We start from the raw sequence: 25778 nt of genomic DNA on the forward strand, positions 1-25778 counted from the left end.
TCGTAAGCAGGCGGTTACCGCTCTTTACAGCTTGCGCTTTTGCATGAGCGGGACTCCGGCCCGATTAATAATCGCTTCAAGCATAGCCCATACGCTTCTTCTAGACACGGGAAGATGCCGGTCATAAACAGCTGTATATTCGATTTCCCCTACTGCTCCGCGGTTGCGCTTAAACTCCGCCGCTCCTGAGCTTTGATTTAACCACAGCTTCCGGGTCTCGGCCTCACGAATGAGTATAGCGGAAAGCATCCGGTATAACCCCGCTTCCTGCGGAAGCTTCGTGTCATACCCGAACACCGGAGTTGTCATGATGCCGTTGCGTACGTAGTAACCAAGCACGGCATCAATTCTGCCCGCTTTCCTGAGAGCAATCAATTCCAAGCCCCCCGTTTCCAGCATAAGCTCGAAAAACCGCTCGTTGAAAACCGGATTATGGAGCGAATACTTCTCCAAATAAAGCATGCGGTACAGCTCGCAGATTCGAGCTGCATCCTGCGGGCCCAGACGATCCCGGCGAATCACTTCGTACCCCTGTTTCTCCACAAGCTTCTCGTCGCGTTTAATGAGCCACCTTGCTTTGGATGACAATTCATTGGAGCCGTTCCCTTGGAACAAGTATACTTGACGGCTCCCTATCATGCGATAGCCATTATCGAGAAGCGCCTTATAAATGTCAGGATAGCAGCGTGGGTTAATCGAGCGAAATAGAATAGCATGATCGGGAAACCGCTTAAGCATTTCCGCGGTCATGCTGCTGATTTGTGACGGCTCAAGCCGGGGATACAGATTGGTTGAGAGCAGCCAGTTATTGATGCAGACCGCACGGTTAATCTGTGAGCGAACAGCGGCCGCACCCATCAATTTTAGAAAAGGACGGAGCATCGCTTCCAGCAGCGGGCTTTTCAGCTCTCTCAATTCCTCGGCTGCATAAGCTATATAATGAGTGTACGGAGAGCATACATAACTGTTGGTGTACTGCTGCTCATTAACGGTTACAGGCAGCAGAGTGTGTCCGGATTGTATTACATATAGGAGAGTCTCAACATTATCAATATAATGAGCAGCTCCGTTTTTCATCCACGGAAGCAGCAGCAGGCGGGCGTATTGGCCATCCTCGTGCGCGGGCCAGTCCAATTGATGGATGTTTTCTGGCCCGTACAGGTGTACAGAAGAGTCTGCCGCAGAGGACGGAGATGATTTTGTCGTCATAAAGGAAATCTCCTTTCCACCCGTTTGCGTTTCACAGGAGGTGCAGACAATGTCGCCTGCTCATTCTCCAGGGACCATTCCGTGAACTGTAGAGTCGGCATAAGGCCTCCGAGCTGCTGGCACAGCTGGGCAATCTCCGCGCGGATCTGTGATTCTACCGCTGACCTTGGGGGACTATCCGAACGATCCTCTTCAGCAGAATCACCGGTGTTTTCCAGCGCCAGCTGTATCTCCCATAGCTCCACCTGATGCTGAATGACGGCATAATGCTCGATACCTGGACAAGCCAGCACCACCCGGCGGATATAGTCAGGAAATACGACAATCAGGCCATCCGATTCCGCAGGGCTCTCCGCTCTTAAATAGAACAAATCATCGCAGCGGCCTTCAATTTGTTCCAAGGCTGTAAAGACGGAGCCGCATGGACATGGCTCTTTCTTTTCGGTCAGTATGTCGTTAAGCCGATATCGGATCAAGGGCTGCGAGAAGCGGGAAAAGTCTGTCAGGATCGGAACGAACTTGCCCTTTTCCCTGTCTAAATATTCCTTCTCAAAATAGACAATATCCTCGTTTAAATGCAGGGTGCCGTGTTCACAGGTTGCAGCGAGAAAACCTTCTGTACATTGATACACTTGATGAACAGGCTTGGCGAAGCCTTGTGAAATTATCTTTTCATCGAGCGGATCCAATACTTCCGCGACCGAAACAATTTTCTTCGGCCTGATCGTTAAGCTCCCCCGCATAGCCGCTTCCGCCAGCATTCTTAATAAAGAAGGCGGCCCTACTAGCAGCGTTGGCGAGTAGTGATTCAATTCCTGAATATGGGAAGCCACCGGTTCAAGCAAATCAAAAAAACGGAATTTCATTCGACCGTGCCGCACGCTGCTGTACAAATTGCTATTAGAGCGCAGGAAAAAGGCAACCCGCTGCGGCCGCCAAAGCGGTTCAGGCAACACTTTGGCCAGTACGGTCCCCGCCCATGCCGCCTGCTCCTTCCGGCTGACGAGAAACAGCCCGCGATGGCCGCTTGTTCCGGAGGACAAGCCTACTGTTATTCCTTTAAGGGTTGGAGAAAAATCCCGGCTTCTCTCCGCCTCCATGGCCACCTCGAAAGCTTCTTGGCGGTCAATGCCTGCCGTGTTCAGCTCGGAGAAATGCTCCATCATTACCCTCTTATCTATAACTGGAAGCTCCCGCCATTGTCCGGGACATATTCTATCGATTAATTTTTTGTAATATGGGGATTTTCTGGAGACATAGTTCAATAAACGCATGATCTTTTTTTCCTGCCACCGCTCCAGCTTTTTGCGATCGGTCCAGCGTGATATCGCCAAAGTCCTTATGTAATAATAAAGCAGTATGAGCCCGCTCCTTATCATAATGCTCCCTCCACACGCCGCTCCTTCCACCATTGTACGAAACGGTCGAGTCCTTCGTCTATCGTTATTGAAGGGCGATAGCCCAACTCCTGAATAGCAGCCTGGATATCCAGCGTCTGACTCCGTGCAATGACACCAACCGTATAGCGGGTAAGCTGCGGCTCCCGATTCTTTCGAAACAACCGGGCGGACCCTTCCATAAACGCTGCGGCTATCATCGCTTTGCGGTAAGAAAGATGGATCGGGCGCATGGGCTGATCGAGCTTGGTGAACAGGTTGTCCAGCAGCTGCTTGAAAGGAAGCGGTTCTCCATTCGTAATATTGTATTTACGGCCGTTCAGCTCTGCCGGCGCTTTCATAGCAAGCACAAGAGCATCTACTACATTATCTACATAGGTGGCATCAATCAGTGCCCTGCCGCCATCGATAAGGGGCAGCCTGCCCCTGGCATTGGCCTCAATCAGCCGCGGTAAAATTGTAGTATCCCCCGGTCCGAATAAAGCCCGCGGGCGAATTGTAATCACCGGCAGCCCTTCGGCTGAGGCCCGGTCAACGATCTGCTCCGCCATTATTTTAGTTTTGGCATACAGATTGGCGGGCTTTGGCGGAAAGGGGGTGTCCTCTTTTATATCCAGCCGATTCTTGTAGTTGAAATATACGCTTGGCGTGGACACATACACTAAACGGGACACCCCGCCGCTTAGACATGCCCGGGTCAACCACTTAGTTGCCAGGACATTGCTCTCGTAAAAGTCCTCATATCTTCCCCACGGTGAAGAGAGGGCAGCGCAATGGAAAACTACGTCCTGCCCTTTAATAAGCGGCTCCGCTTCCTCCCGCAGCCGCAAATCGGCAGCAGCAAAGCGAATGCCTTCCTCTTGGAGCCGTCTGCCAATGTGCATGTTACGGCCTGCAGCTGTCACATCTAGCCCGCTGTTCTGCAAACGCAAAGCTAAACGGCGGCCTAAAAATCCGGTTCCTCCGGTCACGAGCACGTTCATGGTTCACCATTCCATTCAATATCCATTGTAGTCGCCTCCAGTATGGAAACACGGCGGTTACGCGCTATCTGCCAAAACATCCGCATCATGCCCGGCTGCCTCCAAGCGGGGCGTATATCCTGCCAGCGAAAAATCGCGTCCCTGCCCCTGAACATATAAGCAAGCCAGCGGGAAAGACTGTTAAAGGAGCGGATCTGGGCGCACCCGTACAGCAGCATAGCCGGGCGAATGGCCACTAAGCGCCCCGGAGCCGGGCAAGCTGCTGTCTTTTCTCGGGTCTTGACTGGTTCAGGATCCTCCCGCTGGTACGGGGGCAGACTTTTGCGCAAAAGCTCCGGGAGGGAATCGTCCGGCTGAAATAAATGAATGCCGCTTGTTGCGCGCGGATTGCATTCTAGCGGAAACAACACTCCGTCTGCGGTCAGTATAAAGTCGAAGGCAAGCTGGCCGGTAAAGCGCTCCCTGGCGGCGAAATCCGCTGCCCATTGTTCGAGTTCAGGCATGTCAACCGCTGTGAAAGCTATAGAAGCTCCTTGGCCGGCCGTAAACTCAGCCGTGTACGCGCAATGAGCGAGCAGCCTCCCTTGTACAGCAATACTATAGGTGCAGTATGCCTTTCCCCGGATGGCACGCTGTACAAGCCAAGGCGTATGTGATGAGACTTCTCCCGGCAGAAAAGCCGGAGGGCTGCCATCGTAAAATTGGACGCGGGAAGCAAAGCGTGAATAGACCGGCTTAATCACCAATTCGCCGCTTGAAAACGATGAACAAAATGTTTGCAAAGATACGGGATCATCAAAAAGCCATGTTTCTGGAGCTGTCCAGCCCCATTGCTCGAGCTTCTGAATAAAGCGCCACTTGTTATGCAGTTCATGGAGCTTCTCCAGCGGCTCGGTAAATATCATCGCTAAAGCGGACAGCCTCTGCAGCCCGGCAGCAATATGAAAAATCTCTTCACAGGTAGGCCATACCCAATCGACCGATTCTGCCACAATGAGTTCTTCCAGCGCCTGCAAGTAAGAATTTCGGCAGGCATTAGGCTGCGGAAGCCGGTAATACGCCTCTACAGAGTTGGAAGCAGCACATAATGACGTGGGCACACTATCCGCCGCAAGCACTTTAAAGCCTGCGGCGTTGAACAGACGAGCCCACTCCAAGGCGGCCGGCGAACGGGCGCCAGTCACGAGCACCGTAATCCGGGAATTCCCGGCATTGCGCTTGCTAATATTCAAGAAGCAGGCCCCCAAGCGATAGACCAGCCGAGGTGCCGAGCAAAAGCACCAGGTCGCCCCTCTCGATGCGCCGGGTGCTGATCGCCTCATGCAGCCCCATAGGAATGGAAGCGGCTATCGTGTTCCCATGATTCGGGGTGATATACATAAGCTGCTCCTCGGCTATTCTTAGCTTGCGGAGAATGAGCCGCATCGCCGCCGCGCTTCCCTGATGGGGAATCACCAATCGGATGTCGGCGAGCCTGAAGCCGCTAGGCTGCAGCAAAGCTTGCACAAAATCGGGCAGAAGCCGTGAAGCCAGCTTAAAGATGGCTCTGCCATCCATGTGAAACAAATAGTCGGCTTCATTGCTTAAGTTATACCGGGTTGCCGGAAGCTTCGTGCCCCCTCCGCGAATTTCCGACCATGCCGCGCCCTCGGCATAGGTTTCCATCCGCGAGCAGAGAATGCGGGAGCCCTCCCCTTCTTCGCTCGGAGCGATTACGGCTGCAGCTGCGCCATCCCCGAACAAGACTGCGCTTTCCTTGTTCGACCAATTCAAACCTAGCGAAGCAATCTCGCTGGACACAAGCATCACATGCCGATAACGCCCGGCCGCAATCATATAGGAAAGGACGTCAAGTCCAGTTAAAAAGCTGAGACATGTTGTATTTATGTCAAAAGCCGGAATCCCAGCGGCCGCAGTTCCCAGCTCCCGCTGCATTAATGCGGCATTGCATGGTATCGGCTGCTCCATTGTCCCGCTTGCGCAAACTATGCAGTCGATATCCTTCCACTCAAGCCCAGCTTGAAGAAGCGCTGCTTTCGCTGCCTGGGCTCCCATGTAGGATGCTGTCTCTCCGTCAACAAAATGGCGGAGGCGGACATCCGATATTTTTTCCGACCAGCCCGGCGGCTGGCCCAACTTTTTATCCATTTCAGCCGCGGTAACCACTGCTTTTGGCATGTATTTGCCTGTACCCAGTATTTTTACCTGACGGGTTTGCTGCATGGTTTTCCTCCGTTTCTCTACCTGTTTCAGTTCAATTATGTCTGAAGGACTGTTCTTTGAATCCGTTTACTTCAGTGAGGCAGGTTTCATAAAGCTCGGGCGGCATTATGAAATTGCTTCACGCTATTTTCGTTTGAATGCAAAATACTGATATACGATATACGTACGCAAACCGAAAATGGTTCGTTTTTTCTGACTATATAGTTAGGAATTTGATCAATACCGGATAAAAAAGGGGGATGAGGGGCTCGTCCCTTTCACACGCCACATAGAAAAAGGAGGGCAGTTGCTCCTCCTTTTTACCCGTGGCTTACTCCCTCTCCGCAGGGATTGCGAAGCAGTTGAATAGCCCGCCGCTATTTCCATCCGTTCATAGCCGGTTCAGCTTCTGCTACTCCTCGCCTGCCGTCTGCAAATGCATCTTGCGGAATTCCCGAGGGGTTACCCCATTTAGCTTTTTGAACATCCGATTAAAGGAATTCAAATTCTGATAACCGGAATTAAGCGCTACCTCCTGAATCTTATTGTTGGTGTTCAACAGCAGACGCTGTGCTTCACGAATTCTGACCTCGTTGACGTAATCAACAAAGTTCTTCCCGGTTTTCTCTTTGAAGTAAGTGGATAAGTACCCTCCAGTAATCGCCAACTGGCTGGCAACAATGTCCAAGGTGATATCCTCAGCATAATGCTTCTCCACATACTGCAGTACAAAATCGGTAATTTTATCCTCGGATTCCTTGCTCATCCCTATTGTTTCGCAGGCCGTGATCAACAGCTGGCTAAAAAACATCCGGTACTGCTTTACCGAGTAGAAACTGTCTACCGCATGCAAGTGGCTGATTGCCGCTTCAATCATCTGTTCATCCAGTCTCCTGGCATGAAACAGCTTGCGCACCTTTTGTACAATATCGACGGCAAATTCTTTAAACTGCTTAACCGTAGCCTGTTTGCGCTCCATGGAAAGCAGATGGCGGTCCACTTGCTCCAACAACCGCTGCGAATTTCCCGCCTCCAGATGAGCATCGAACTGGCGGTCCTGATCCGGGGTAAACAGATGAGCGGATTTTCTGCTTCTATCTGCCAGTCTTAGCACCTGTGTCTCCTCATTCAGCTGCCGCTCCTGCAATAATTTTACAGTTTCCTCGTAAGCGGTCGTAAAATCGGCACCCGCGGGATACATGGGAGAAAGGCAAATGGTAAAGAAATAGTAAGATGAATCCTTGCCTAAAATCGAGAGCAGCATATCCAGCCACTCCTGCTGGGCGGCCGGATCCGGCTCGTAAACAACCGAGACGATCTGCCGGTTCTCAACCTGAAACGTCAGTGAGTGCGGGTACATAGTCGAGACGCTGCGATCGATCGTTTCGCGAATAAAATAAGTAGAACGATCAGCGTCCTCCCTGACTTCCTCCCAATATAATGCCTTGTACGTAATTTCAAAAATCATAAATTGATAGGGCCGGTTTTTTGGCAAACTTTCCGCTGCCGTATGCGGGCCCATATAAATTTTTTTCAACCGGTTCAAATAGCTGTAGGGCGCAAGCAGCTCATTTTTTTGTGCCAAATCCCTCTCAATCCGGCTGTTCGTCCGCAGCATGTCATTCAATTTGCTGCCAATCAGCTCGAATTCCCGGATACCGGTGCGGACCGTCACATTTCTCCCGTTCCATTGCTGGATAGCCCCGACAATTTGCTGAATAGGGTTATTGAAGCGGATACTGAAGATTATCGAGACGAACAAGCTGATAATAAGAGCCAGCGCCAGCAGGACTAGCAAGGTCATATTCAGCTGGGAGACCTGGGAAGAGATATGCTTGCCGGGAACTATACTTAAATAAGTTAGCTTGCTGTCCCCGCCGCTTCGGTAAAAATAATAAGTATTATCCTGATGAATGTGTGTCTGATCAGCGGGCAGCGCAAGCTCGGCAAGCTCTATCCCCGATGCCTCAGCAGGATAAATCGGCGTTCCCTTATCATCTATAATGTAGAAGCTCGAATTCGCTGAGCTGTTGAAGGCGTTAAACATCTTGTTCGCATCCAGCATAGCTACAATGTAGAAATCATTTTGCTGGTAGTGCTTAACAATATAAGGCATAAACAAGCCTTTCGCCGTGGGCTCACCGTGATCGTAAAACGGGTGCTCATAGAAGACAGAAGCGGCAAATAAGGCCGAGCTATAGCTTCCTTGGAACTGCTCGCTCCAGAATTCGTCCGGATAGTCGGGACTGGCATAAAACTTTTCAAATAGATTGCTCTTTTCTGTAGTGCCCGTTTTGCTTAAGGTCAAACCATTGTCCTTGAATACGAGAAAAATGTTGTCCACATATAACAGCGGATTGTCTATAATTCTGGCGATTTCCGACCGGATCATGTCAAGCGCTTCGAATTTGGCGTTGCCCGGGCTGTTGCGCATGCGGGTAACATGCTCGTTAAAGTAAAGCGAATAAATTTGCTTTTGTATGAGTGTAAACTGTTCCTCGTATTTTTTAGTTGTAAACTCGGTATTTTGCTCATTATTTCGGATGATTTCCCCGCGGATATTGTTTTGAAAAAAAGTAAAGGACAAGAAGTTAAAGGAAACCAGTAGGAGAATGACAGTAAGAAACCCGAGAAGCAATCTTATCAGCAGGGAAAACGTTTTCAACTTTACGGGAAAAAATCTTCTCATACTCGATATCCCCCCCAGCACTTCAAACTTTTTCTTCTATATTACATGAAAGAGCCGAATCCGAGAAGCCAAAAATAAACACTTCAAGGAAAAGATCTGCAAAACCTGCAAAACCGCTAGTTTACCGGTTATTCACAGATTTACGAATACTAGTCACTTTTATGGATTTCGCAAAACCGTTAAAAAGCGCCAATACAGACGATTCCCAAGAAAGGCAAATCCGTGTACGATAAACATCATAACATATCGTAAGCGTTTACATTCGATTGCATTTTGCATAATTCGCTCTCACTGCAAACCACAAGCCGCAGCAGCAGGATGGAGACGAACGGAACAAAAAAGTTTTGACCTCTTTTTTGTCTGACTAAAGGCTCTTATGAGAATTTGTGCAAAATGCTGAAGTAAATGACTGGGAGGGGAGTGCAGGATGCATGACAACCAATTAAGCCGGAATGTCCCCGGCCCGGAGCTCATTCCGGATAGCAGCCGAAAAACTAGCAGGTGGTTGCGGAAGCTGAACGACAGCAAATATTTGCTGCTAATGTTCGTTCCCTGTTTTCTGTACTACTTGATCTTTAAGTACTTGCCTATGGGTGGCATCGTAATCTCCTTTAAAGATTACAACCTTTACCGGGGGATTTGGGATAGTCCCTGGGTGGGCTTTAAGTATTATGAAATGTTTTTTAACAGCCCTGATTTCTGGATTCTGCTGCGCAATACTTTTCTGCTGGGCTTTTATAAGCTGGTCTTCGGATTTCCGGCGCCAATCTTGTTGGCCTTATTACTAAATGAAGTGAAAAATGTGCTGTTCAAACGTTTTGTGCAGACCGTCAGTTATCTGCCCCACTTCATTTCAAATGTCGTTGTTGCTGGTATGATTGTAATGTTCTTGTCGCCATCAAGCGGAATTATTAACAAAATGATTGAGTCTTTGGGCTTTGAGGCCATTAACTTTATGGTTCGTCCTGAGTGGTTCCGTACGATCTATGTAGCATCGGAAATTTGGCAAAGCATCGGGTGGGAGGCAATCATTTATTTGGCAGCTCTCACCGCAATCGATCCTTCTCTTTATGAGGCTGCTGAAATTGACGGGGCTAACCGCTGGAACAAGCTGGTTAACGTAACGCTGCCGGGCATAGCTCCTGCGATTGTTATTCTGCTGATCCTGAACATCGGCCGCGTGCTGGAAATCGGCTTCGAGAAGGTATTCCTGCTGTACACGCCGGCCACCTACGCTACTGCGGACATATTAAGCACCTATGTGTATCGAACAGGATTGATCAATGGAAACTTCAGCTATGCGGCAGCAATTGATTTGTTTACTGGTGTTATCTGCTTGATCTTTATTTATACGGCCAATACGATCAGCCGGCGAATTTCGGAAACGAGCTTATGGTAAAGGAGGGCTAACTTATGCGGCGAAAAATTACATGGTTTACAGTATTAAACGTCATTCTTTTGCTTGGAGTCGTTCTGGTTACGCTCTATCCTTTTGTGCACATGGCCGCTGTTTCCTTAAGCCGTAATATTTATGTGCTGAGAGGAGAGGTCACCTGGTTTCCTAAAGGCTTCAACCTGGACATGTATAAGGTAGTGCTCAGTGATCCGCGTATTGCCAAAGCCTACTGGAACACCTTTATCTACGTCACCCTGGGAACCGCTATCTCTCTCGTTGTGACTTCTCTTGGAGCTTATGCTTTGGCCAAAAAAGCGATGCTGTTCAACCGGGGCTTCACCTTGATTATTATCTTCACCATGTTTTTTACCGGCGGGATGATCCCTACATTCCTCGTTGTTAAAGAGCTTGGAGTTATGGATACTATATGGGCCATGGTTTTACCCGGGGCCGTCAGCACTTGGAATCTGCTAATTATGAGAACCTTCTTCTCCAATTTCCCTGTGGAGCTGGAGGAATCAGGCAAGATGGATGGCCTTACCGACATCGGCATCTTCTTCCGCATTGTCGTGCCGCTGTCCCAGGCAGTCTTTGCCACCATAGGCTTGTTCTACGCGGTAGGCATATGGAACAACTTTATGTTCCCTCTCTTATATTTGCGTGATCCCGATTTGTTCCCGCTGCAGGTCATTCTGCGAAATATTGTTTTAGCCGGTCAGACCAACCAGGCTGATACGGCCGCCGTTGGCTCCGACAGCGTAATCGTTGAGGAATCGCTGAAGTTCGCAACGATTATGGTTTCCACAGTACCCATTCTCTTGATCTATCCGTTCCTGCAAAAGTACTTCGTCAAAGGGGTTATGATCGGAGCGGTCAAGGGGTAATATTGTTTCTTTCATAAACTCTAAAACATTTAAAAAGGGAGAGGTTATTCATGAAGAAGAAGCTTACTTCAATAACCAGTGTCATTGTGCTGAGCTCGCTGGCTGTTGCTTGCAGCAGCGGCGGCTCGGGTTCAGGTACAGGGGGAACTCCGTCCAGCACGCCTGGCGCCAGCCAAGCGCCCGGGGAATCCCCTGGCAGCGAAGCAGCCGAAAAAGTCAACTTTTCCATGCTGATGGTCGATCATCCCAACTGGCCCTACAACAAAGATTGGGTCGTTTGGGACTGGATCGAGGAGCATACCGGGGCTACCTTTAACGTTCAGCTTCCATCAGGCGAGCTTCAGGATACGATTAACTTGAACGTCGCCTCCGGCAGCATGCCTGACATCACTTTCTTCTCCAACCGGCAGGAAGCGAACAAATTCGGCCAGCAGGGCGTCCTGGCGAACGTACTGGACTATATTGATGTCATGCCTAACCTGAAAGCGTGGATGGATCAATACCCGGAAATTACAATGGCGACTTTGGCCGCTGATGGCGGAATGTATATGCTGCCAAATGAAGGATTCGGAGAAACGAACCGCATTATTTGGATGTATCGCGAGGATGTTTTTGAAGAGCATGGTATCGAAACACCTAAGACATACGATGATCTGATTGAGGTGGCTCGTGAGCTGAAGCAGCTTTATCCGGACAGCTATCCATTTGCCTTCCGCAGTGGAAACGCGCTGGAAATTTTGCGCTTCACTTCCCCGCAATTTGGAACGCATAACGACTTCTTCCTCGACGGAGAAACAGGCGAAGTCCGCTACGGACCGACTGAGGACGCGTTTAAGGAACTGGTCGCCGCCTTTAACACCCTGTACGAGGAAGGCCTTATTCCTCCTGATTGGCTGACAGTTAACGTGCAGCAGTGGCAGGATATGGTGTCCAACGATAAGACCTTTATCCTTCTCGATTATATTGGCCGCTTGGATCTGTTCAATCTGCCGCTTAAGGAGCAGAACCCCGACTTTAATCTGGCGTTCATGACTCCGCCTGAAGGACGGCCTGGCTTTGCTGTAAATCCGCATACTCACATTCTGCAGGCAGGCTTCACCGTTTCCTCCAAATCCGACAAAATCGAGGAAGCCTTCCGGGCACTGGATTGGTATTACTCTGAAGAAGGAAAAGAGATTTTAAGCTGGGGCAAAGACGATGTCGTATACGTGACGGAGAACGGGGAGCGCAAGCTGCGTTCGGAATACGCCGATGTCACCGATGTTCGTAAGAAAACCGGGCTTGCTACCAACGGTACCTATACCTGGTTTGATTATGACGCCCATCTTGTGCCTGCTTCGGAGGAACAAAGAGCTGCCTACGATCTGGCAAGACAGCATGACAGCCAGTATATTGTTAACCCTCAGTTCAACGAGAGTGAATTAAACGAAGTGACCCTGCTTCAATCGAATATTGAAAAGCATATGCAGGAGCAAATCACCCGCTTTATTCTGGGAGAGCGCCCTCTGGATCAGTGGGATGACTACGTAGCTGAAGCAAAAAATCTGGGCCTGGATCAGCTGATGGAATTTGTTAAGGAAGCCTACAATAGATTGCAATAACACACCTTCAAGGGCTGTCCAATAATGATGGGCAGCCCCGGTGTTTGCCCCGCTGCTGATGCCAAAATGACGAAACATTAGTCAAGCTTTCAAGGAGGCCTAACTCTGCTGTGGAAACGAAGACCATGACTAAAGACGGCGCCTGGTGCTTCTTTGCCGATCCGCGGGCTGTTTATTTTGCGGGAAAGCACCGCCGAACCTATGTCGGCTGGCTGACCTCGGAAGGCGATGTCCGAGTCGGCTGCTATGATCATGACCGCGGATGGATAAGTGAGTCATCCCTGCTTAAGCCGGCCCTGCAAAAGGATGACCACGCTAGCCCCTCCCTCTGGATGGATAGCGAGGGATATCTAACTGTTTTCTACTCAGCTCATAACGGCAAAGCGATGTATTATCGCACCGCGCTCTCCCCCGAATCGATAGATGAATTCGGAGAGGAACGGCGCCTGCCGGCCAACAGCGAGGGGAACAAAGGATATACCTACCCTAATCCGGTTTATTTGCAGGCAGAGGAGCGTCTGTTCCTGTTCTGGAGGGGCGGCAATTTCAAGCCGGTTTTCAGTATCACCGATGATTGCGGCTCCGGGAAGTGGTCAGAGGTGCGGCCCCTTATCGAGGATCGCGGAAATCGCCCTTATATTAAATTCGCTTCCGATAATGAATCCGTCATTCATTTCGCTTGTACAGACGGTCATCCCAACGAAGAAGCTAGCAATGGCATCCACTACGCCTGCTATCGCAACAACGCCTATTATCGTGCGGACGGCTCTATCATTAAAACAGCCGCTGAGCTGCCCCTTGCTATTGCGGAGATGGATACGGTCGTTGATCCCGAAAGCGGCAAGCACTGCTGGATCTGGGATGTCGCCGCCGATCAGGAGGGCAATCCCGTCCTGGTGTATGCTGTCTTCGCCTCCAAATCGGATCATCGTTATTACTACAGCCGCTGGGATGACGGGCAGTGGATAACGAACGAGATTGCAGCGGCGGGTCACTGGTTCCCGCAAACTCCGGACGGAGCCGTTGAACGGGAGCCCTATTATTCGGGCGGCCTCATCCTTGATCCGCGTGATCCTGGTATGGTTTATCTGTCGCGTTTGCAGGACGGAGCGTTTGAAATTGAACGCTGGTCCACTGAGGATAACGGCATTAGCTGGCATTCGGAGGCTGTTACTTCTTCCTCAAGCGAGTTGAACGTGCGCCCTTTTATCAGCCGGGGACCAAAGGGAAGCCCTGCTATGCTCTTTTGGATGAAGGGCGAATATACTCATTATACAGATTACCGCACGTCACTCATGATGCAAGTCATCGAGTAAAGACAAAGCCCCTCATCATCGGTATTTAGGATACTGAGGATGAGAGGCTTTTTTTAGTTTTGGCATTATGTCCATTGCTAGTGCTTAATTCACCAGGTATTCCTTATACTTGTCCCGGTCACTGGCCCGGCATTCGAGAACAAGCCGGGTCCCTTCCTCTTCATAAACGGTCTCCAATACATTGGCCCGTTCATTAAAGTAAGAGACAATCTCCCCATGTTGATAAGGAATTATCAGCTCGCAAGAGACATAATCCCGGTACAGCCGCTCCCGGATAGATGCTGTCAGCTCCTTTATCCCTATACGCTGTCTAGCGGAAAGATAGACGCCCTCTTCCACGACTTTAGGGATGCTCATCTCCAGGCGGTCGGCCTTGTTGTAGGCATACAGAATAGGGATATCCTTCACACCAATCTCCGCAAGCGTTCGCTCGGTAATCTCCATCATTTCCTTATAGTGGGGATTGGAGCAATCCACCACGTGAATAAGCAGGTCCGCTTCGGCAACCTCCTCCAGCGTGGAGCGGAACGCCTTGACCAGATGATGGGGGAGCTTGCTCACAAACCCGACCGTATCCGTTAACAGCAAGCTTTTATTATCGGGCAGCGTAATACTGCGCACAGAGGTTTCCAAGGTGGCGAACAGCATATCTTTTTCAAATACCTGCTTGATCTTGGCTGGTTCGAACACTTCCATCATGGCATTCATTAATGTAGATTTACCGGCATTTGTATACCCGACCAAGGCTGCAGATGGAAGCGCCTGCTTATGGCGCTGCTTGCGCTGAACCTGCCGTTGTGCCACGAGTTCCTCTAACTGCTTTGATAAAACTGTAATTTTTTCTTCGATTCTGCGGCGGTCCAGCTCCAGCTTCGTTTCCCCGGCGCCGCGGTTTTTCAGACCTGCTCCTCCCCCCTGGCGGCCGAGCGATTCTCTCAAGCCGACGAGACGGGGAAGCTGATACTGCAGCTCGGCAATTTCAACCTGAAGCTGAGCCTCTCTTGTTTTCGCTCTCTCTGCAAAAATATCCAGAATCAGCATCGTCCGATCTATAACCATACAATCCAGGTCCGCTTCGAGGTTGCGAATTTGTGAAGGAGACAGCTCATCATTAAACAAGACGATCTCCGCTTCCTCCGCTGCGGCCAGCTCCTTCACCTCCATCGCCTTACCCTTTCCTATATAGTGGGAAGGATTGACGCGCTCCAGAGTTTGCGTGACCTGTCCCACCCCTTTGATGTCACAGGCAGCTGCCAAATTAGCCAGTTCCTCCATAGAGTGTTCAAACGACTCTACCTCATCATCTATCCGTACACCGACCAAGATTGCTTTTCGCATAGCTTCCATTAATTGTGTTCCCTCCTTGAAATATAGTGCTAAAAATAAACTGCTCATTAGATGTATTCATTAATAATAGGGAGCTCTCGATATCTTCAGAAATTGCTTGCTGCAAGTGAGTCTAAATCAAAAAAACTGCAGGCGGCTGCCTGCAGCGGTTGGCGGGAAGGTACTGATCATCCGGCAATTGCAAAAGACAGGAAGCACGAGAGCGTCCCTCTTCCGCTTGGCGGCTGATTATCATGATTGTCCGAATGGCTGCTTTATCCAAGTAGCGGATCACTGTCCGAGTTCGCTGTTCGCTCAGCGGCCTTACAACAGCCATAAGCAAACTGAGCCAAGATAAAACAACAACAGAGGCAGGCCGGAAAATGACAGCCTAGCCTTGCCTTCATGGAATTAGGTTATCCTAACCAATGGGCAGACCGATCCCGTTTCGCTCCACGCAGGCAGAGCTTACTGAGCATTATGCAATTAGGCGCACAAAGCAGTATGACGAAATCTGATATGCCATATTCCCATTGTTCAGACAACCCTCCGTTCCTTAAGTTATTTGCATTGTAACACGCGCAGCAGCAGCCATGCAAATTGACAAAATCATTATAACTGTTCTTTCCGAAATATAAAATTGATTGATCTAGCAAATTTATGCTATTTTAGGGGAATACTCCCTCTTTCTATGGGGTAAAGATGATACTATTCAATTTATAACAATTAAGGAGAGAAATCGCATGGGGGTATCCAAATCATCGGCTAACTATGTAGTTGCCGGACTGCTTCTCGGTATTCTGATGTCTGCTATGGATAACACCATTGTGGCGACAGCAATGGGCACCATAGTAGCGGACCTGGGGAGCTACGACAGATTTGTATGGGTAACCGCCTCCTACATGGTCGCAGTGATGGCCGGAATGCCGATTTATGGCAAGCTGTCAGATATGTACGGACGCAAACGTTTTTTTCTGTTCGGCCTCATAGTGTTTCTGCTCGGCTCTATTTTATGCGGAGTGGCCCAGACGATGGAGCAGCTCATTCTCTATCGCGCGATCCAGGGGATTGGCGGAGGGGCGTTAATGCCGATAGCCTTTACCATCATCTTCGACATCTTCCCCCCCGAAAAAAGAGGCAAAATGACCGGCTTGTTCGGAGCCGTGTTCGGCCTATCCAGTGTGATGGGTCCATTACTCGGGGCCGTTATTACAGATGCCATCAGTTGGCACTGGGTGTTCTACATTAATGTTCCGATTGGAATTGTGTCCTTGTATTTGATTATCCGTTACTATCAGGAAAGCTTGGAAACGGCGAAGCAGAAGATCGACTGGCTGGGAGCTTTTACCCTTGTTATCGCGGTGGTCAGCCTGATGTTCGCTCTGGAGCTGGGCGGCGAGCCCTATGCGTGGAATTCCGCACCGATTCTCACTTTATTCGCTGTGTTTGGTCTTTTCTTCGTCGGGTTTGTAATAGCTGAATTGCGGGCCGAGGAACCGATCATTTCGTTTTGGATGTTCAAAAATCGTCTGTTCGCCACAGCGCAGCTGCTCGCTTTTCTGTATGGCGCCACTTTCATCATTCTCACTATCTTTATCCCGATTTTTGTGCAGGCGGTATATGGCGGTACGGCGACCAACGCCGGCTTCATCCTGACTCCGATGATGCTTGGCTCCGTTCTCGGGAGCATGATTGGCGGAATGCTGCAGACCAAGGTTAGCTTCCGCAATCTGCTCATCGTCTCTATTATCTGTTTCTTTATCGGGATGTTCATGCTCGGAAATATGACAGCAGATACTGCAAGAGCAAGCCTGACCTTCTATATGAGCCTGGCGGGATTTGGCGTTGGCTTCTCCTTCCCCCTGCTTCCGGCGGCGTCCATTAATGATCTCGGCGCCAGGCACCGGGGGTCGGCGAATTCCACCAATTCCTTCCTGCGTTCTTTTGGAATGACGGTAGGCGTGACAATCTTCGGTGCGATCCAGATGAACGCCTTCACCAAGCGGCTGGCAGAGGAGTTTGCCGGATTTCCGGGGGGAGAGGCTTTCGCGGGACGGCTTGAGGATCCGCAGCAAATTTTTCAGCCGGAAACTAGAGCCGAGATTCCGGAAGAAATTTTGCGGATCATCACCGAGGCGATGTCGGAATCGATTACCCTGATGTTTACCCTCTCTCTAGTCCCGATCGCTGCCGCCGCAGTAATCATCTTATTTATGGGAAATGCCAGAGTTAAAACGTCGCAAGAAATGAAAGAATCGGCACAGTAAATTAGCTAAAACAACGCTTAGCATACACCCTGGAGTGCAGCAAGCGGCCTTGGCTAAAGCAAGCCTCCTCGAGCGCTGCCAAGGCAACTTTTATGCCTGGGCACACTCTGAGTGATGCAAGCGGCCAATGTGCTTTGTCACAATAAAAAGCAAGCTTCCATGCGCTCAACCGCATTGGAGCTTGCTTTTACTATAGCTGAATAGCCGATTCCCAGTTAAGTTATCTAATCCGCTTATTCGTCGGCCGGATAACGCAAGCCGAACTGACGCCGCGCTTCCTCCATCATTTCTGCTGCGATTAAGGAGCTGAGATGGCTGTTAACGGAAGACTGCAACTGTCCCTTGCGAATAAGCGAAACAAACTCCTGAACTTCATACACCATCGTATTGCTTACTGCTGGGTCCGTATTTTCCTCATGGGTAAACACAGTTTCCTTCGAACCATCCCGGTAATGAAGCGTTATATGCTGCGGATCATTGATGCGGTCAATGACGAGAGCCGCATCCTCACCTTGAATTTCTGAAGGCAGGTACGAATGTGCAATCTTCGAGTGAAGAATAACGCCTTCCATATCGGGATAATGAAGCAGCAGGCTTCCTTGACCGTCTGCACCAGAGGTTAGCTTCAGCCCGTTAGCCTGCAGCTTCTCCGGCCGTCCAAACAAAACGGCAAGCGGGTAGACGCAATATACCCCTAAATCCATTAACGAACCGTTAGACAGCTCCGGCTTGAACGCATTCAGCACATTGCCCTGCTTGTATGCGTCATAGCGTGAAGAATACTGGCCATAGCTGGCAAAATATCGGCGAATCGTACCCAGCTTGGGCAGCTGCTCTTGAATAGCGGCAAATCCGGGAGTAAGCGTTGATTTAAGAGCTTCCATCAGCACCACTTTATTTCTACCTGCCGCCGCCACCATCTGCTGCACTTCGAGTACGTTGGACGCCATAGGTTTTTCACACAAAACATGCTTGCCATGCTCCATATACAATATCGCCTGTTCAGCATGGAAAGCGTTAGGGCTGGCGATATAAACCGCATCCAATTGGTCACTTGCAGCCATCGCTTTTAAATCAGTGAACCAATAAGGCGCACCATGCTTCTCGGCAAACTGCCGCGCCCGTTCTTCCGTACGGGAATAGACGGCTGTGAGCTGACAGCCCTCCACCCCGCTGGCCGCCTGCAAAAAAGCCTCTGTAATCCAATTCGTTCCTATCACACCGAATCGTATCATCAACTCTCCACTTCCTTCAGCGAATTCTGCGTTCCTTTATCGGCTTCAATCCGAATTCAGTGCCTGGTAATAATGTTTAGGATGAGCCCTATCCTATCCGTATAGTTCACTTGTCCGGCAGCCTTTCGCGGATAAGCTGAAGCATCCATACTGAATAGCATAGCAGTGTAATCGCTACGACGAGACCGCACCAAAAAGGAATGACGTCGTAGGTGAATAACAGCCACCAGGCAAAGAGCAGGAAAGCAGCCAAAACAAGCTTAAATCCATTCAAAAAGCGCGGCCCTTTATTTCCTGCAATAAACTTCCAATCCATGGCCTCCGACCTCTTCCCGTGGACAGACATGCCATAAATCAGACTAAGCAGCAGCGCCTGGGCAAAAAACAGAAAGAAGGGAGCGCCAAAAGCGACAATCCCCATAGCCTCGAAGCTAGCCGGATTGGCAAAACGATCCTCTATAGCAGCAATATACCCACGCGTCATCCAAAACAGGGCATAGCAGGACAATAGCGCCATGACACCTGTCGATATAAAGAAAGTGAGTTTTTTCATTTCCAAGCTCCATCTCTACTTTATTCGCATGAGGACAGTAAATCAGGGCGGTTAATCGAGAATGCTGGATTTTTAACACTTCCCACTGTCGACCCTTTCCCCTCCAGCTTAACACATTTCCTCTAGCTACCCGTATAAACTGGCCGAAGCTACTAGCATACAAATCCTTTGTAAAAAGTTTCTGGCGCAGCTATTACCCGTTAAACTATCCCTTGTAAAAGGATGCTGGAGTTCCTGTAACGCCAGGTGTGGTCTTGAACAGGCAGCCGGACTTGGGATATTGACGGCGCTCTTCCTCCGACATTCCTTCATAGGCAGTCGTAATGTACAGCTCGTCCAAATTCTTCCCGCCAAAAGTACAAGAGGTGACGTTAAGTGCGGGAAGCTCTATGCTGGCCAGTTTATCTCCGGTCTTAGGATTCCATCTGGAAACTTGGCAGCCGCCCCAGTGAGCTATCCAAAGACAGTCCTCAGCATCGATCGTCATGCCATCCGGCAGCCCGGGCTGATCAGTGAAGTCAATCACTGTACGTCCATTGCTTATATCTCCTGTTGTTTTATTGAAATCATAGGCCATGACCCGCTCCGACAAAGTATCAATATAATACATCGTTTGATGATCGGAACTCCAGGCTAGACCATTAGAACAAGACACCGCATCGATCATCTTGGTGATAGTGCCATCAGTGTCCAAACGATATAACGCTGCTTGCTCCTTCTTGCCAACCATAGATAGGGTTCCCGCCCAGAACCTTCCTGCCGGGTCGCATTTGCCATCGTTAAAGCGGTTATCCTCTCGGCCCGCTTCAGGATCCCCAATCCAGTCCGTTTGCTTCATATCCAAATCGTATGTATACAATCCTTGCTGCATGGCAAGCAGCAAGCCCCCCTGTTCGCGAGGAACGAGAGCGCCAACCATCTGTTCCGTAGGATACGCTTGCACGTTGGAGTTTTGCGGATTGAACTCATATATGATTTTTCCTGAAATATCTACCATATACAGCACTTGCCGTCTATCATCCCAAACCGGTCCTTCACCTAATTCAGCATGAATTCCAGATATCACTTCCATTTAAAGCTCCTCCTCCGACTGTCGTAGTCTCCTATTGCATCTTAGCAGTGAAGCTGATATGAATGAAACCGTCTGTGTTCCCCAACACTGCTATTGTTCCCTAGTCCGTTCATACTGTCAAGCCATGATTCACCGCAGCAGATAAAGAATAAAGAAGCCCGCTTATTTCTGTTTTACATCCATTTGCTGCGGGCAAACGCGGACGTTTGCAGACTGCCTCAATTTGTAGCGCTCGCCATTGTCCTTATTTGAGCAAAATCAGGGGTGGAAAAATTGTAACGCTTGCCATCGTCCCTGCTTTGTTTCAAATCGCCGTTTTCTGGGCTTTTTGTCACAAATAAGAGCGAGGATGAGCGTTAGCGTTGGAAACCTGCTCGGTACCATGGCACAGCTTGCCGCTAGACTCCCAGCCGAACATCGCGCTCGGTACCATGGCACTGCTTACCGCTGGACACTCAGCCGAACATCGCGCCCGGCAACTCGCAGAGCTCCCATGCGGAAACTCATACTATAGCAACAAAATTTGTGATATACTAGCAGTCCACATAAGGATTCTGGACATATAATTGGAAATTCGTGCAGCATAAATGATCGTAAGATCAATGATGGAAAGGAGGAGAACGTTTGGAAAAAGGCAATTTCGCTTTCGCACCGAACCCGAGCATAAAGCCTGGTGAAATCATTACTTTTGGCAGGTATCCGCAGTCAGAGGACGGTGTAGAACTGCCGATAACATGGCGTGTTCTCCAAAACTCGGGGAGTAGTTTGTTTATTTTGAGCGAGTATATTTTAGACTGCAAGCGGTACCACGGCACTAGCCAAGATATTGCCTGGCGTGATGCTGTAGATATTACATGGCGTGACTGTGATTTACGCATGTGGCTGAACGGTAAATTTTATAACACCGCCTTCAATGCCACAGAAAAGGAGCTTATAAAAACGACTCATTGCGCAGACAACGGGGAGGGCAGTCCGGATACGCAGGACAAGGTTTTTTTGCCTAGCGTTGCCGAAATAAAGGATTTCTCTCTTTTATTTGGCAAGGATTGGCTGCGCGCCATTGGAACAGACTTTGCGAAGCAGAAAAAATCCGATGGATGCAGTTTATACGTCTATGATAAAACAGACAAAAAAAACTATATCATCCAAAACGGCGAAGAGTTTGGCTGTTCCTGGTGGTGGCTGCGAACACAAGGAAACAAGGCTTCGCGCGCATTCTTTGTTGGTCCAAGCTGCAGCATTCGCAGCTATGCGAATGTCAGCCTAGCCCGTGACGGCGTACGCCCTGCTTTAATTATGAACTTCCCCCGCTTACCTTCTATCGAACGTTGAAGGAGAAGAAAGCATGCTCATGCTCATGTTCATGGTCACGCTCACTCGCACACGCCCTTCTCCTCCCCTTTTTCTGGCTTTTTCTGCTCTACTTTTTGAATGTCTGTGTGAATAAAGATTCGTAATCCATTCCTTCCAGCGTATCCACCCGCAAATGGACCTCACCAAATGGAAGAGTCTTGGTAATAGAATTCGGAATGACCACACAGTACATGCCGGCTTGCACCGCAGCTTTGGCACCATTAGGAGAATCCTCCAAAGCAATGGCCTCATCCCCCCTTACACCGAGGCAATCCAGGACTTGGTTATACAGCTCTGGATCAGGCTTCACCTTCTTCACATTTTCCATTGTGTGTATACACTCAAAGTAGTCCTGCAAGTTGTGCAGCTCAAGATACTTGTCTATCCATTCCCGCTTCGAGCTTGTTGCCAAGCCAATCTTCAAGCCGGCTGCCCGGGCAGCCTGTAAAATCTCAATAATCCCGGGACGCAGTGCTTCGTTCTCCATAAGCACGGAATGCCGATCATGCACTTGCTTTCTAAAAATGTCTGCATCTACAGGCTTCTCCAGCAGCGTATTGATGTACTCGTAGGGGTTAAAATGGTCATGACTGGTTCCGATACATTGAGCGAAGGTTTCTAATGTCAGCTCGGCGCCACAGCTTTCGTAAGCTTGTTGAAAAGCATAGTACCAAGCGGTCTCTGTATCCACGATTGTTCCATCAAAATCAAACACGATCGCTTTGATCATAGTGCGTCCCTCTCTTTCTTTTGCTCTATTTGCTCTATTTGCTCTACTGGTGCTCGTATTGCTCTACTTCTTTACTTTTGCTCTACTTGCAATCCTCTTTTTCACAGTTGTTCCTTTTTCCTTGTGCCTCTCCGTTCTTGCTTCCACCTCGACTTAACTAAACCGTGCCAAAAAGTATTTTTTCTTACCGCGGCGAAGAACGATATATTTACCGTGCAAACGATGCTCTCTAGTAATCATCGCATCCTGTCCGGACATCCGCTCACCATTCACGTATACCGCTCCGCTCTCGATATCTTGTCTAGCCTGCCGGCGTGACGGAGCCGCCTGGACCGCCATGACCAAATCCATCAGAGATATCTCTTCATGATCTTCCAAAGTGGTCGAAGGAACATCCTCCAACGCCTCAACCAATTCGCCTTCACTCAACTCGTTAACCTCCCCAGAGAACAAGGCCTTGGAAATTTTCTCTGCACTTTCTACCGCATCCCAGCCGTGAACGATTGCCGTAACCTCTCTTGCCAATGCCCGCTGTGCCGCTCGCTGCTCCGGCCGTTCCTGAACTTCTACCGCCAGGGCTTCGATCTCATCCTTCGTAAGAAAAGTAAAGTATTTGAGAAACTTAACTACATCCTGATCATCCGTATTAATCCAAAATTGATAAAATTGATAGGCTGACGTTTTGTTGCGGTCTAACCAGATTGCACCGCTTTCGGATTTTCCGAATTTTTTGCCATCGGATTTGGTAACCAGCGGCATGGTCATGCCATAGGCTTCCCCACCGCCCATTTTGTTAATGAGCTCCAGCCCTGCGGTGATGTTACCCCATTGATCACTGCCGCCAATCTGCAGCGTACAATGCTGCTCCTTGTTCAGCTTATAAAAATCATAGGCTTGCAGGATCATGTAGCTAAACTCGGTAAAAGAGATACCGTCAGCCATTCGCGAGTTTACCGAATCCTTGGCCAGCATATAATTCACCGTGAAATTTTTGCCGACTTCACGCAGAAAGGTAATGACATCTAACGGCGCCAGCCAGTCATAGTTGCTGGCCATCTGTGCCGCATGATCCCCTTCAAATTCCAGAAAAGCGGATAGCTGACGCTTGAGGCTTTCCGTCCAGCTGGCCACTGTCTCCCCGGTGTTGAGCGAGCGTTCCGTTGAACGGCCGCTGGGGTCACCAATCATTCCTGTTCCTCCACCTACCAGGGCAATTGGACGGTGGCCCGCCAATTGAAACCTGCGCAGGCACAAAATCGGCAATAAGCTGCCAATATGCAGGCTGTCCGCCGTAGGATCGAAACCGCAATAAAGGAGAATGCTCTCCTCTTCCATTTTCTTTTGCAGCCCTTCCTTGTCTGTCATTTGATAAATTAATCCGCGGTATTCCAAATCCTCCAGCAAACCACCCCGGGATATAACCGATCCGCCTGCTTTATTTTGTTCTGTACTCATTAGTGTGACTCTCCTTCCTCTTCATTGGACCTTGTTTATTAGATTGCAGCCATCTGCGATTCAGCACTAACCAAGCTAGAACGTCCCAGCGTAATGCTAAGCCAGAACATATCAGTACTGTACTGCTCCCTGCCTTGCAGCTATACTCCGTCCGCACCGGGTTGCCGGGTCGGCGTGCGAAGCCATATCTCAGCAAGAGTTAATCGTCTCGATTCAAAGCGATAACGGGCTTGTACAGCATTTCCGGGGGCGCCGTTGCCTACATAAATTAGCGAGCATAAAAAGACCCGCCACTGTAAATACAGGGACGAGTCATCGCGGTACCACCCTAATTGAAAATGCTTAAGCTAAGCACTTCCCACTTAAGAATCGGATAACGGACGATAGCCGGCCTGACCTTCCGTGATGCTGAATTAAACCACGGTTTCGGACGAGGCATTCCGGGAGCGTATTTCGTATTGGCGGTGTGACGGCTTGCACCAAGCGCCGCCTCTCTAAAAGGCTACAGCTCGCTAATACTACTCGTTTCCCATCCTCATGTTAGATCCATATTAGCTTCAATATAGCTTATGAATCACGTACTGTCAAACCGGAGGGATTAACTTATTGCGGCCAGACAGCGAAAGCTTAACGGCTCTGAAGCCGTATGAACGTGCCGAAGGGGTCTTTCACCTCGTAGGCTATCCCCCGCCGATATATCTCAATCCCGGTCGCCTCAATACGCTGAACGATCTCATCCAGAGCTTGAGCGTTGGGCAAGCAGACAGTAAAGAATCCAAGGCCCGTCCCGTTGGCTGGCGGCGCGGGGATATTCCGTCCCGCCCATATATTCAAACCCAGATGGTGATGGTATCCTCCCGCCGCTACAAAAAGAACACCCCAGCTGGACATATTGGCCATGATCTCAAAACCGAGCAGCTCGCAATAAAATTGTCTGGCCTGCTCCAGATCCCCTACATGGAGATGGACATGCCCGATTTTGGTGCCGGCAGGCATGCCGGACCACTGCTGGGCACTGGCCCCCGCCTCCGCAAGGAGTCCCTCCCAATCAATGGGATCAGTCGTCATGCGCACTTGACCATCCGCGTCCGTTTGCCATGTTTCCCGGGGACGATCACGGTAAATTTCAATTCCGTTACCGTCCGGATCCGTCAGATATAGAGCTTCGCTGACCAGATGATCAGCCTGGCCAATTCTCTCGCCTTGCTGCACCAGATGGTTAAGACATAAGCCTAAGGAAACGCGGTCAGGTACTAGAATCGCAAAATGATACAGGCCTGCCCTAGTTCGCGGAGGAGTGATCACTGCATCGGCTACCTCCACCAATTCCACAAGTGCAGAATCCCCATCTACCGTCAATTCAGCACGAGTACCTTCACGAGTCAGCAGTTTTAAGCCAATGACATTGCTATAATAATCCAAGGAACGGTCCAGATTCGAAACCTTCAAGGACACCAGTCCAAGCTCCAAATCAGGAGCAATCACATAAGCCATTACCAGCCAACTCCTCTATCCTGATAGATGATTATTCGATCCTAATGTTGACACTATCCTTCCTTATGTCAAGGCTATCCCTTTCCTTGTGTCAATGCTGCCCTTTTCCTTATATCAACGCTATCTTTTCCTCTTGTGTCAACACTATTCTTTCCTTAATACTAAGCACTTATTACTATAACTGAAATAGTTTCAGTTAGTCAATAGCCGCTGCTTATAAGGGTATATCCGGGCGAATTTTTCGCCTCGGGCCCGCGGCTATTGTATGCGGGTTTCTGTGAAAATAAAACGCCCCACATGATGAGCAATCTCGGGTAATCGGCCTCAATTACATAACTTGCTGCGAGATTTCGTCTGAAACACTGATGGCATCTCCTTAAACCCCGGCATTTGTACGATTTGTCATACAAATCTCGGGTAATTGCCCTTCAATCCCCTGCATTTGTACGATTTGTCATACAAATCTTGGGTAATCGCCCTTCAGTCCCCGCATTTGTACGACGTTTCATACAAATCTCCGGAAATCGCACTTTAACCACATGCATTTGTACGACATTTCGTACAAAGTGCAGGCAACAAGCCCTGGAACTCCGCACAGCCCTTCGAACCCCGCCAA

The 25778-nt window shown here is 49.5% G+C and carries 19 protein-coding genes and 1 other annotated feature; of the genes, 6 read left to right on the forward strand and 13 right to left on the reverse strand.

What is annotated here, in order from left to right; all coding sequences use genetic code 11:
- Positions 1-24: 24 nt before the first annotated feature.
- From PSHG_RS21300 to PSHG_RS21325, 6 genes are all read right to left on the reverse strand, one after another.
- Positions 25-1209, reverse strand: coding sequence for a GNAT family N-acetyltransferase (locus tag PSHG_RS21300; RefSeq protein WP_010277447.1), 1185 nt, complete (start codon positions 1207-1209; stop codon positions 25-27).
- Positions 1206-2588 (reverse strand): F390 synthetase-related protein, encoded by a 1383-nt coding sequence (locus PSHG_RS21305; protein ID WP_010277449.1) that lies wholly within the window; start codon positions 2586-2588, stop codon positions 1206-1208. The genes PSHG_RS21300 and PSHG_RS21305 overlap by 4 nt, the downstream gene beginning before the upstream one ends.
- Positions 2585-3589, reverse strand: coding sequence for an NAD-dependent epimerase/dehydratase family protein (locus PSHG_RS21310; RefSeq protein WP_010277450.1), 1005 nt, complete (start codon positions 3587-3589; stop codon positions 2585-2587). Before PSHG_RS21310 ends, PSHG_RS21305 begins: the two co-directional genes overlap by 4 nt.
- Complete coding sequence (locus PSHG_RS28585; RefSeq protein WP_010277452.1) at positions 3586-4821, reverse strand: ATP-grasp domain-containing protein; 1236 nt, start codon at positions 4819-4821, stop codon at positions 3586-3588. The genes PSHG_RS21310 and PSHG_RS28585 overlap by 4 nt, the downstream gene beginning before the upstream one ends.
- On the reverse strand, positions 4811-5812 hold the full coding sequence (locus tag PSHG_RS21320) for a beta-ketoacyl-ACP synthase III (RefSeq protein WP_010277454.1): 1002 nt from the start codon (positions 5810-5812) through the stop codon (positions 4811-4813). Before PSHG_RS21320 ends, PSHG_RS28585 begins: the two co-directional genes overlap by 11 nt.
- Positions 5813-6203: 391 nt before the next feature.
- Positions 6204-8480: a helix-turn-helix domain-containing protein gene (locus PSHG_RS21325; RefSeq protein ID WP_010277456.1), complete on the reverse strand. Its 2277-nt coding sequence runs from the start codon at positions 8478-8480 to the stop codon at positions 6204-6206.
- Between the two features lie 427 nt (positions 8481-8907).
- On the opposite strand from PSHG_RS21325, the gene PSHG_RS21330 reads away from it, so the two are divergent.
- The 4 genes from PSHG_RS21330 to PSHG_RS21345 all read left to right on the forward strand — a co-directional run bounded on the left by PSHG_RS21330 (position 8908) and on the right by PSHG_RS21345 (position 13677).
- Positions 8908-9879, forward strand: coding sequence for an ABC transporter permease (locus tag PSHG_RS21330; protein WP_010277457.1), 972 nt, complete (start codon positions 8908-8910; stop codon positions 9877-9879).
- Between the two features lie 14 nt (positions 9880-9893).
- Positions 9894-10760, forward strand: a complete 867-nt coding sequence (locus PSHG_RS21335) for a carbohydrate ABC transporter permease (RefSeq protein ID WP_010277458.1) — start codon at positions 9894-9896, stop codon at positions 10758-10760.
- A 50-nt stretch (positions 10761-10810) separates the two neighbouring features.
- Positions 10811-12361, forward strand: a complete 1551-nt coding sequence (locus tag PSHG_RS21340) for an extracellular solute-binding protein (RefSeq protein WP_010277460.1) — start codon at positions 10811-10813, stop codon at positions 12359-12361.
- Positions 12362-12471: 110 nt separating this feature from the next.
- The gene (locus tag PSHG_RS21345; RefSeq protein WP_010277461.1) at positions 12472-13677 is read left to right on the forward strand and encodes a BNR-4 repeat-containing protein; all 1206 of its coding nucleotides are present in this window, start codon (positions 12472-12474) and stop codon (positions 13675-13677) included.
- A gap of 84 nt (positions 13678-13761) precedes the next feature.
- Here PSHG_RS21345 and hflX read toward each other — a convergent pair whose 3' ends face one another.
- Positions 13762-15024, reverse strand: a complete 1263-nt coding sequence (hflX, locus tag PSHG_RS21350) for a GTPase HflX (RefSeq protein WP_010277463.1) — start codon at positions 15022-15024, stop codon at positions 13762-13764.
- A 722-nt stretch (positions 15025-15746) separates the two neighbouring features.
- On the opposite strand from hflX, the gene PSHG_RS21360 reads away from it, so the two are divergent.
- A complete protein-coding gene (locus PSHG_RS21360) occupies positions 15747-17270 on the forward strand; it encodes an MDR family MFS transporter (protein WP_010277468.1) in 1524 nt (507 codons plus the stop codon).
- Positions 17271-17503: 233 nt separating this feature from the next.
- On the opposite strand, the gene PSHG_RS21365 is transcribed toward PSHG_RS21360, so the two are convergent.
- The 3 genes from PSHG_RS21365 to PSHG_RS21375 form a co-directional block, all read right to left on the reverse strand.
- The gene (locus tag PSHG_RS21365; RefSeq protein WP_010277473.1) at positions 17504-18505 is read right to left on the reverse strand and encodes a Gfo/Idh/MocA family protein; all 1002 of its coding nucleotides are present in this window, start codon (positions 18503-18505) and stop codon (positions 17504-17506) included.
- Between the two features lie 106 nt (positions 18506-18611).
- Complete coding sequence (locus PSHG_RS21370) at positions 18612-19058, reverse strand: hypothetical protein (protein WP_010277476.1); 447 nt, start codon at positions 19056-19058, stop codon at positions 18612-18614.
- Positions 19059-19263: 205 nt separating this feature from the next.
- Positions 19264-20130 (reverse strand): SMP-30/gluconolactonase/LRE family protein, encoded by an 867-nt coding sequence (locus PSHG_RS21375; protein ID WP_010277479.1) that lies wholly within the window; start codon positions 20128-20130, stop codon positions 19264-19266.
- Positions 20131-20754: 624 nt separating this feature from the next.
- On the opposite strand from PSHG_RS21375, the gene PSHG_RS21380 reads away from it, so the two are divergent.
- A complete protein-coding gene (locus tag PSHG_RS21380) occupies positions 20755-21462 on the forward strand; it encodes a DUF6273 domain-containing protein (RefSeq protein WP_010277481.1) in 708 nt (235 codons plus the stop codon).
- A gap of 88 nt (positions 21463-21550) precedes the next feature.
- Here the strand turns inward: PSHG_RS21380 and PSHG_RS21385 are convergent, their stop codons facing one another.
- From PSHG_RS21385 to PSHG_RS21395, 3 genes are all read right to left on the reverse strand, one after another.
- Positions 21551-22213: an HAD family hydrolase gene (locus tag PSHG_RS21385; protein WP_010277483.1), complete on the reverse strand. Its 663-nt coding sequence runs from the start codon at positions 22211-22213 to the stop codon at positions 21551-21553.
- A 153-nt stretch (positions 22214-22366) separates the two neighbouring features.
- Positions 22367-23668, reverse strand: a complete 1302-nt coding sequence (gene tyrS, locus PSHG_RS21390; protein WP_010277485.1) for a tyrosine--tRNA ligase — start codon at positions 23666-23668, stop codon at positions 22367-22369.
- Between the two features lie 300 nt (positions 23669-23968).
- Positions 23969-24213 (reverse strand) — a binding site (T-box leader).
- Positions 24214-24295: 82 nt separating this feature from the next.
- Positions 24296-25162, reverse strand: coding sequence for a VOC family protein (locus PSHG_RS21395; protein ID WP_010277488.1), 867 nt, complete (start codon positions 25160-25162; stop codon positions 24296-24298).
- Between the last annotated feature and the right edge of the window lie 616 nt (positions 25163-25778).

It is taken from the genome of Paenibacillus senegalensis JC66 (genome assembly GCF_000285515.1).
Classification (GTDB): domain Bacteria; phylum Bacillota; class Bacilli; order Paenibacillales; family NBRC-103111; genus Paenibacillus_L; species Paenibacillus_L senegalensis.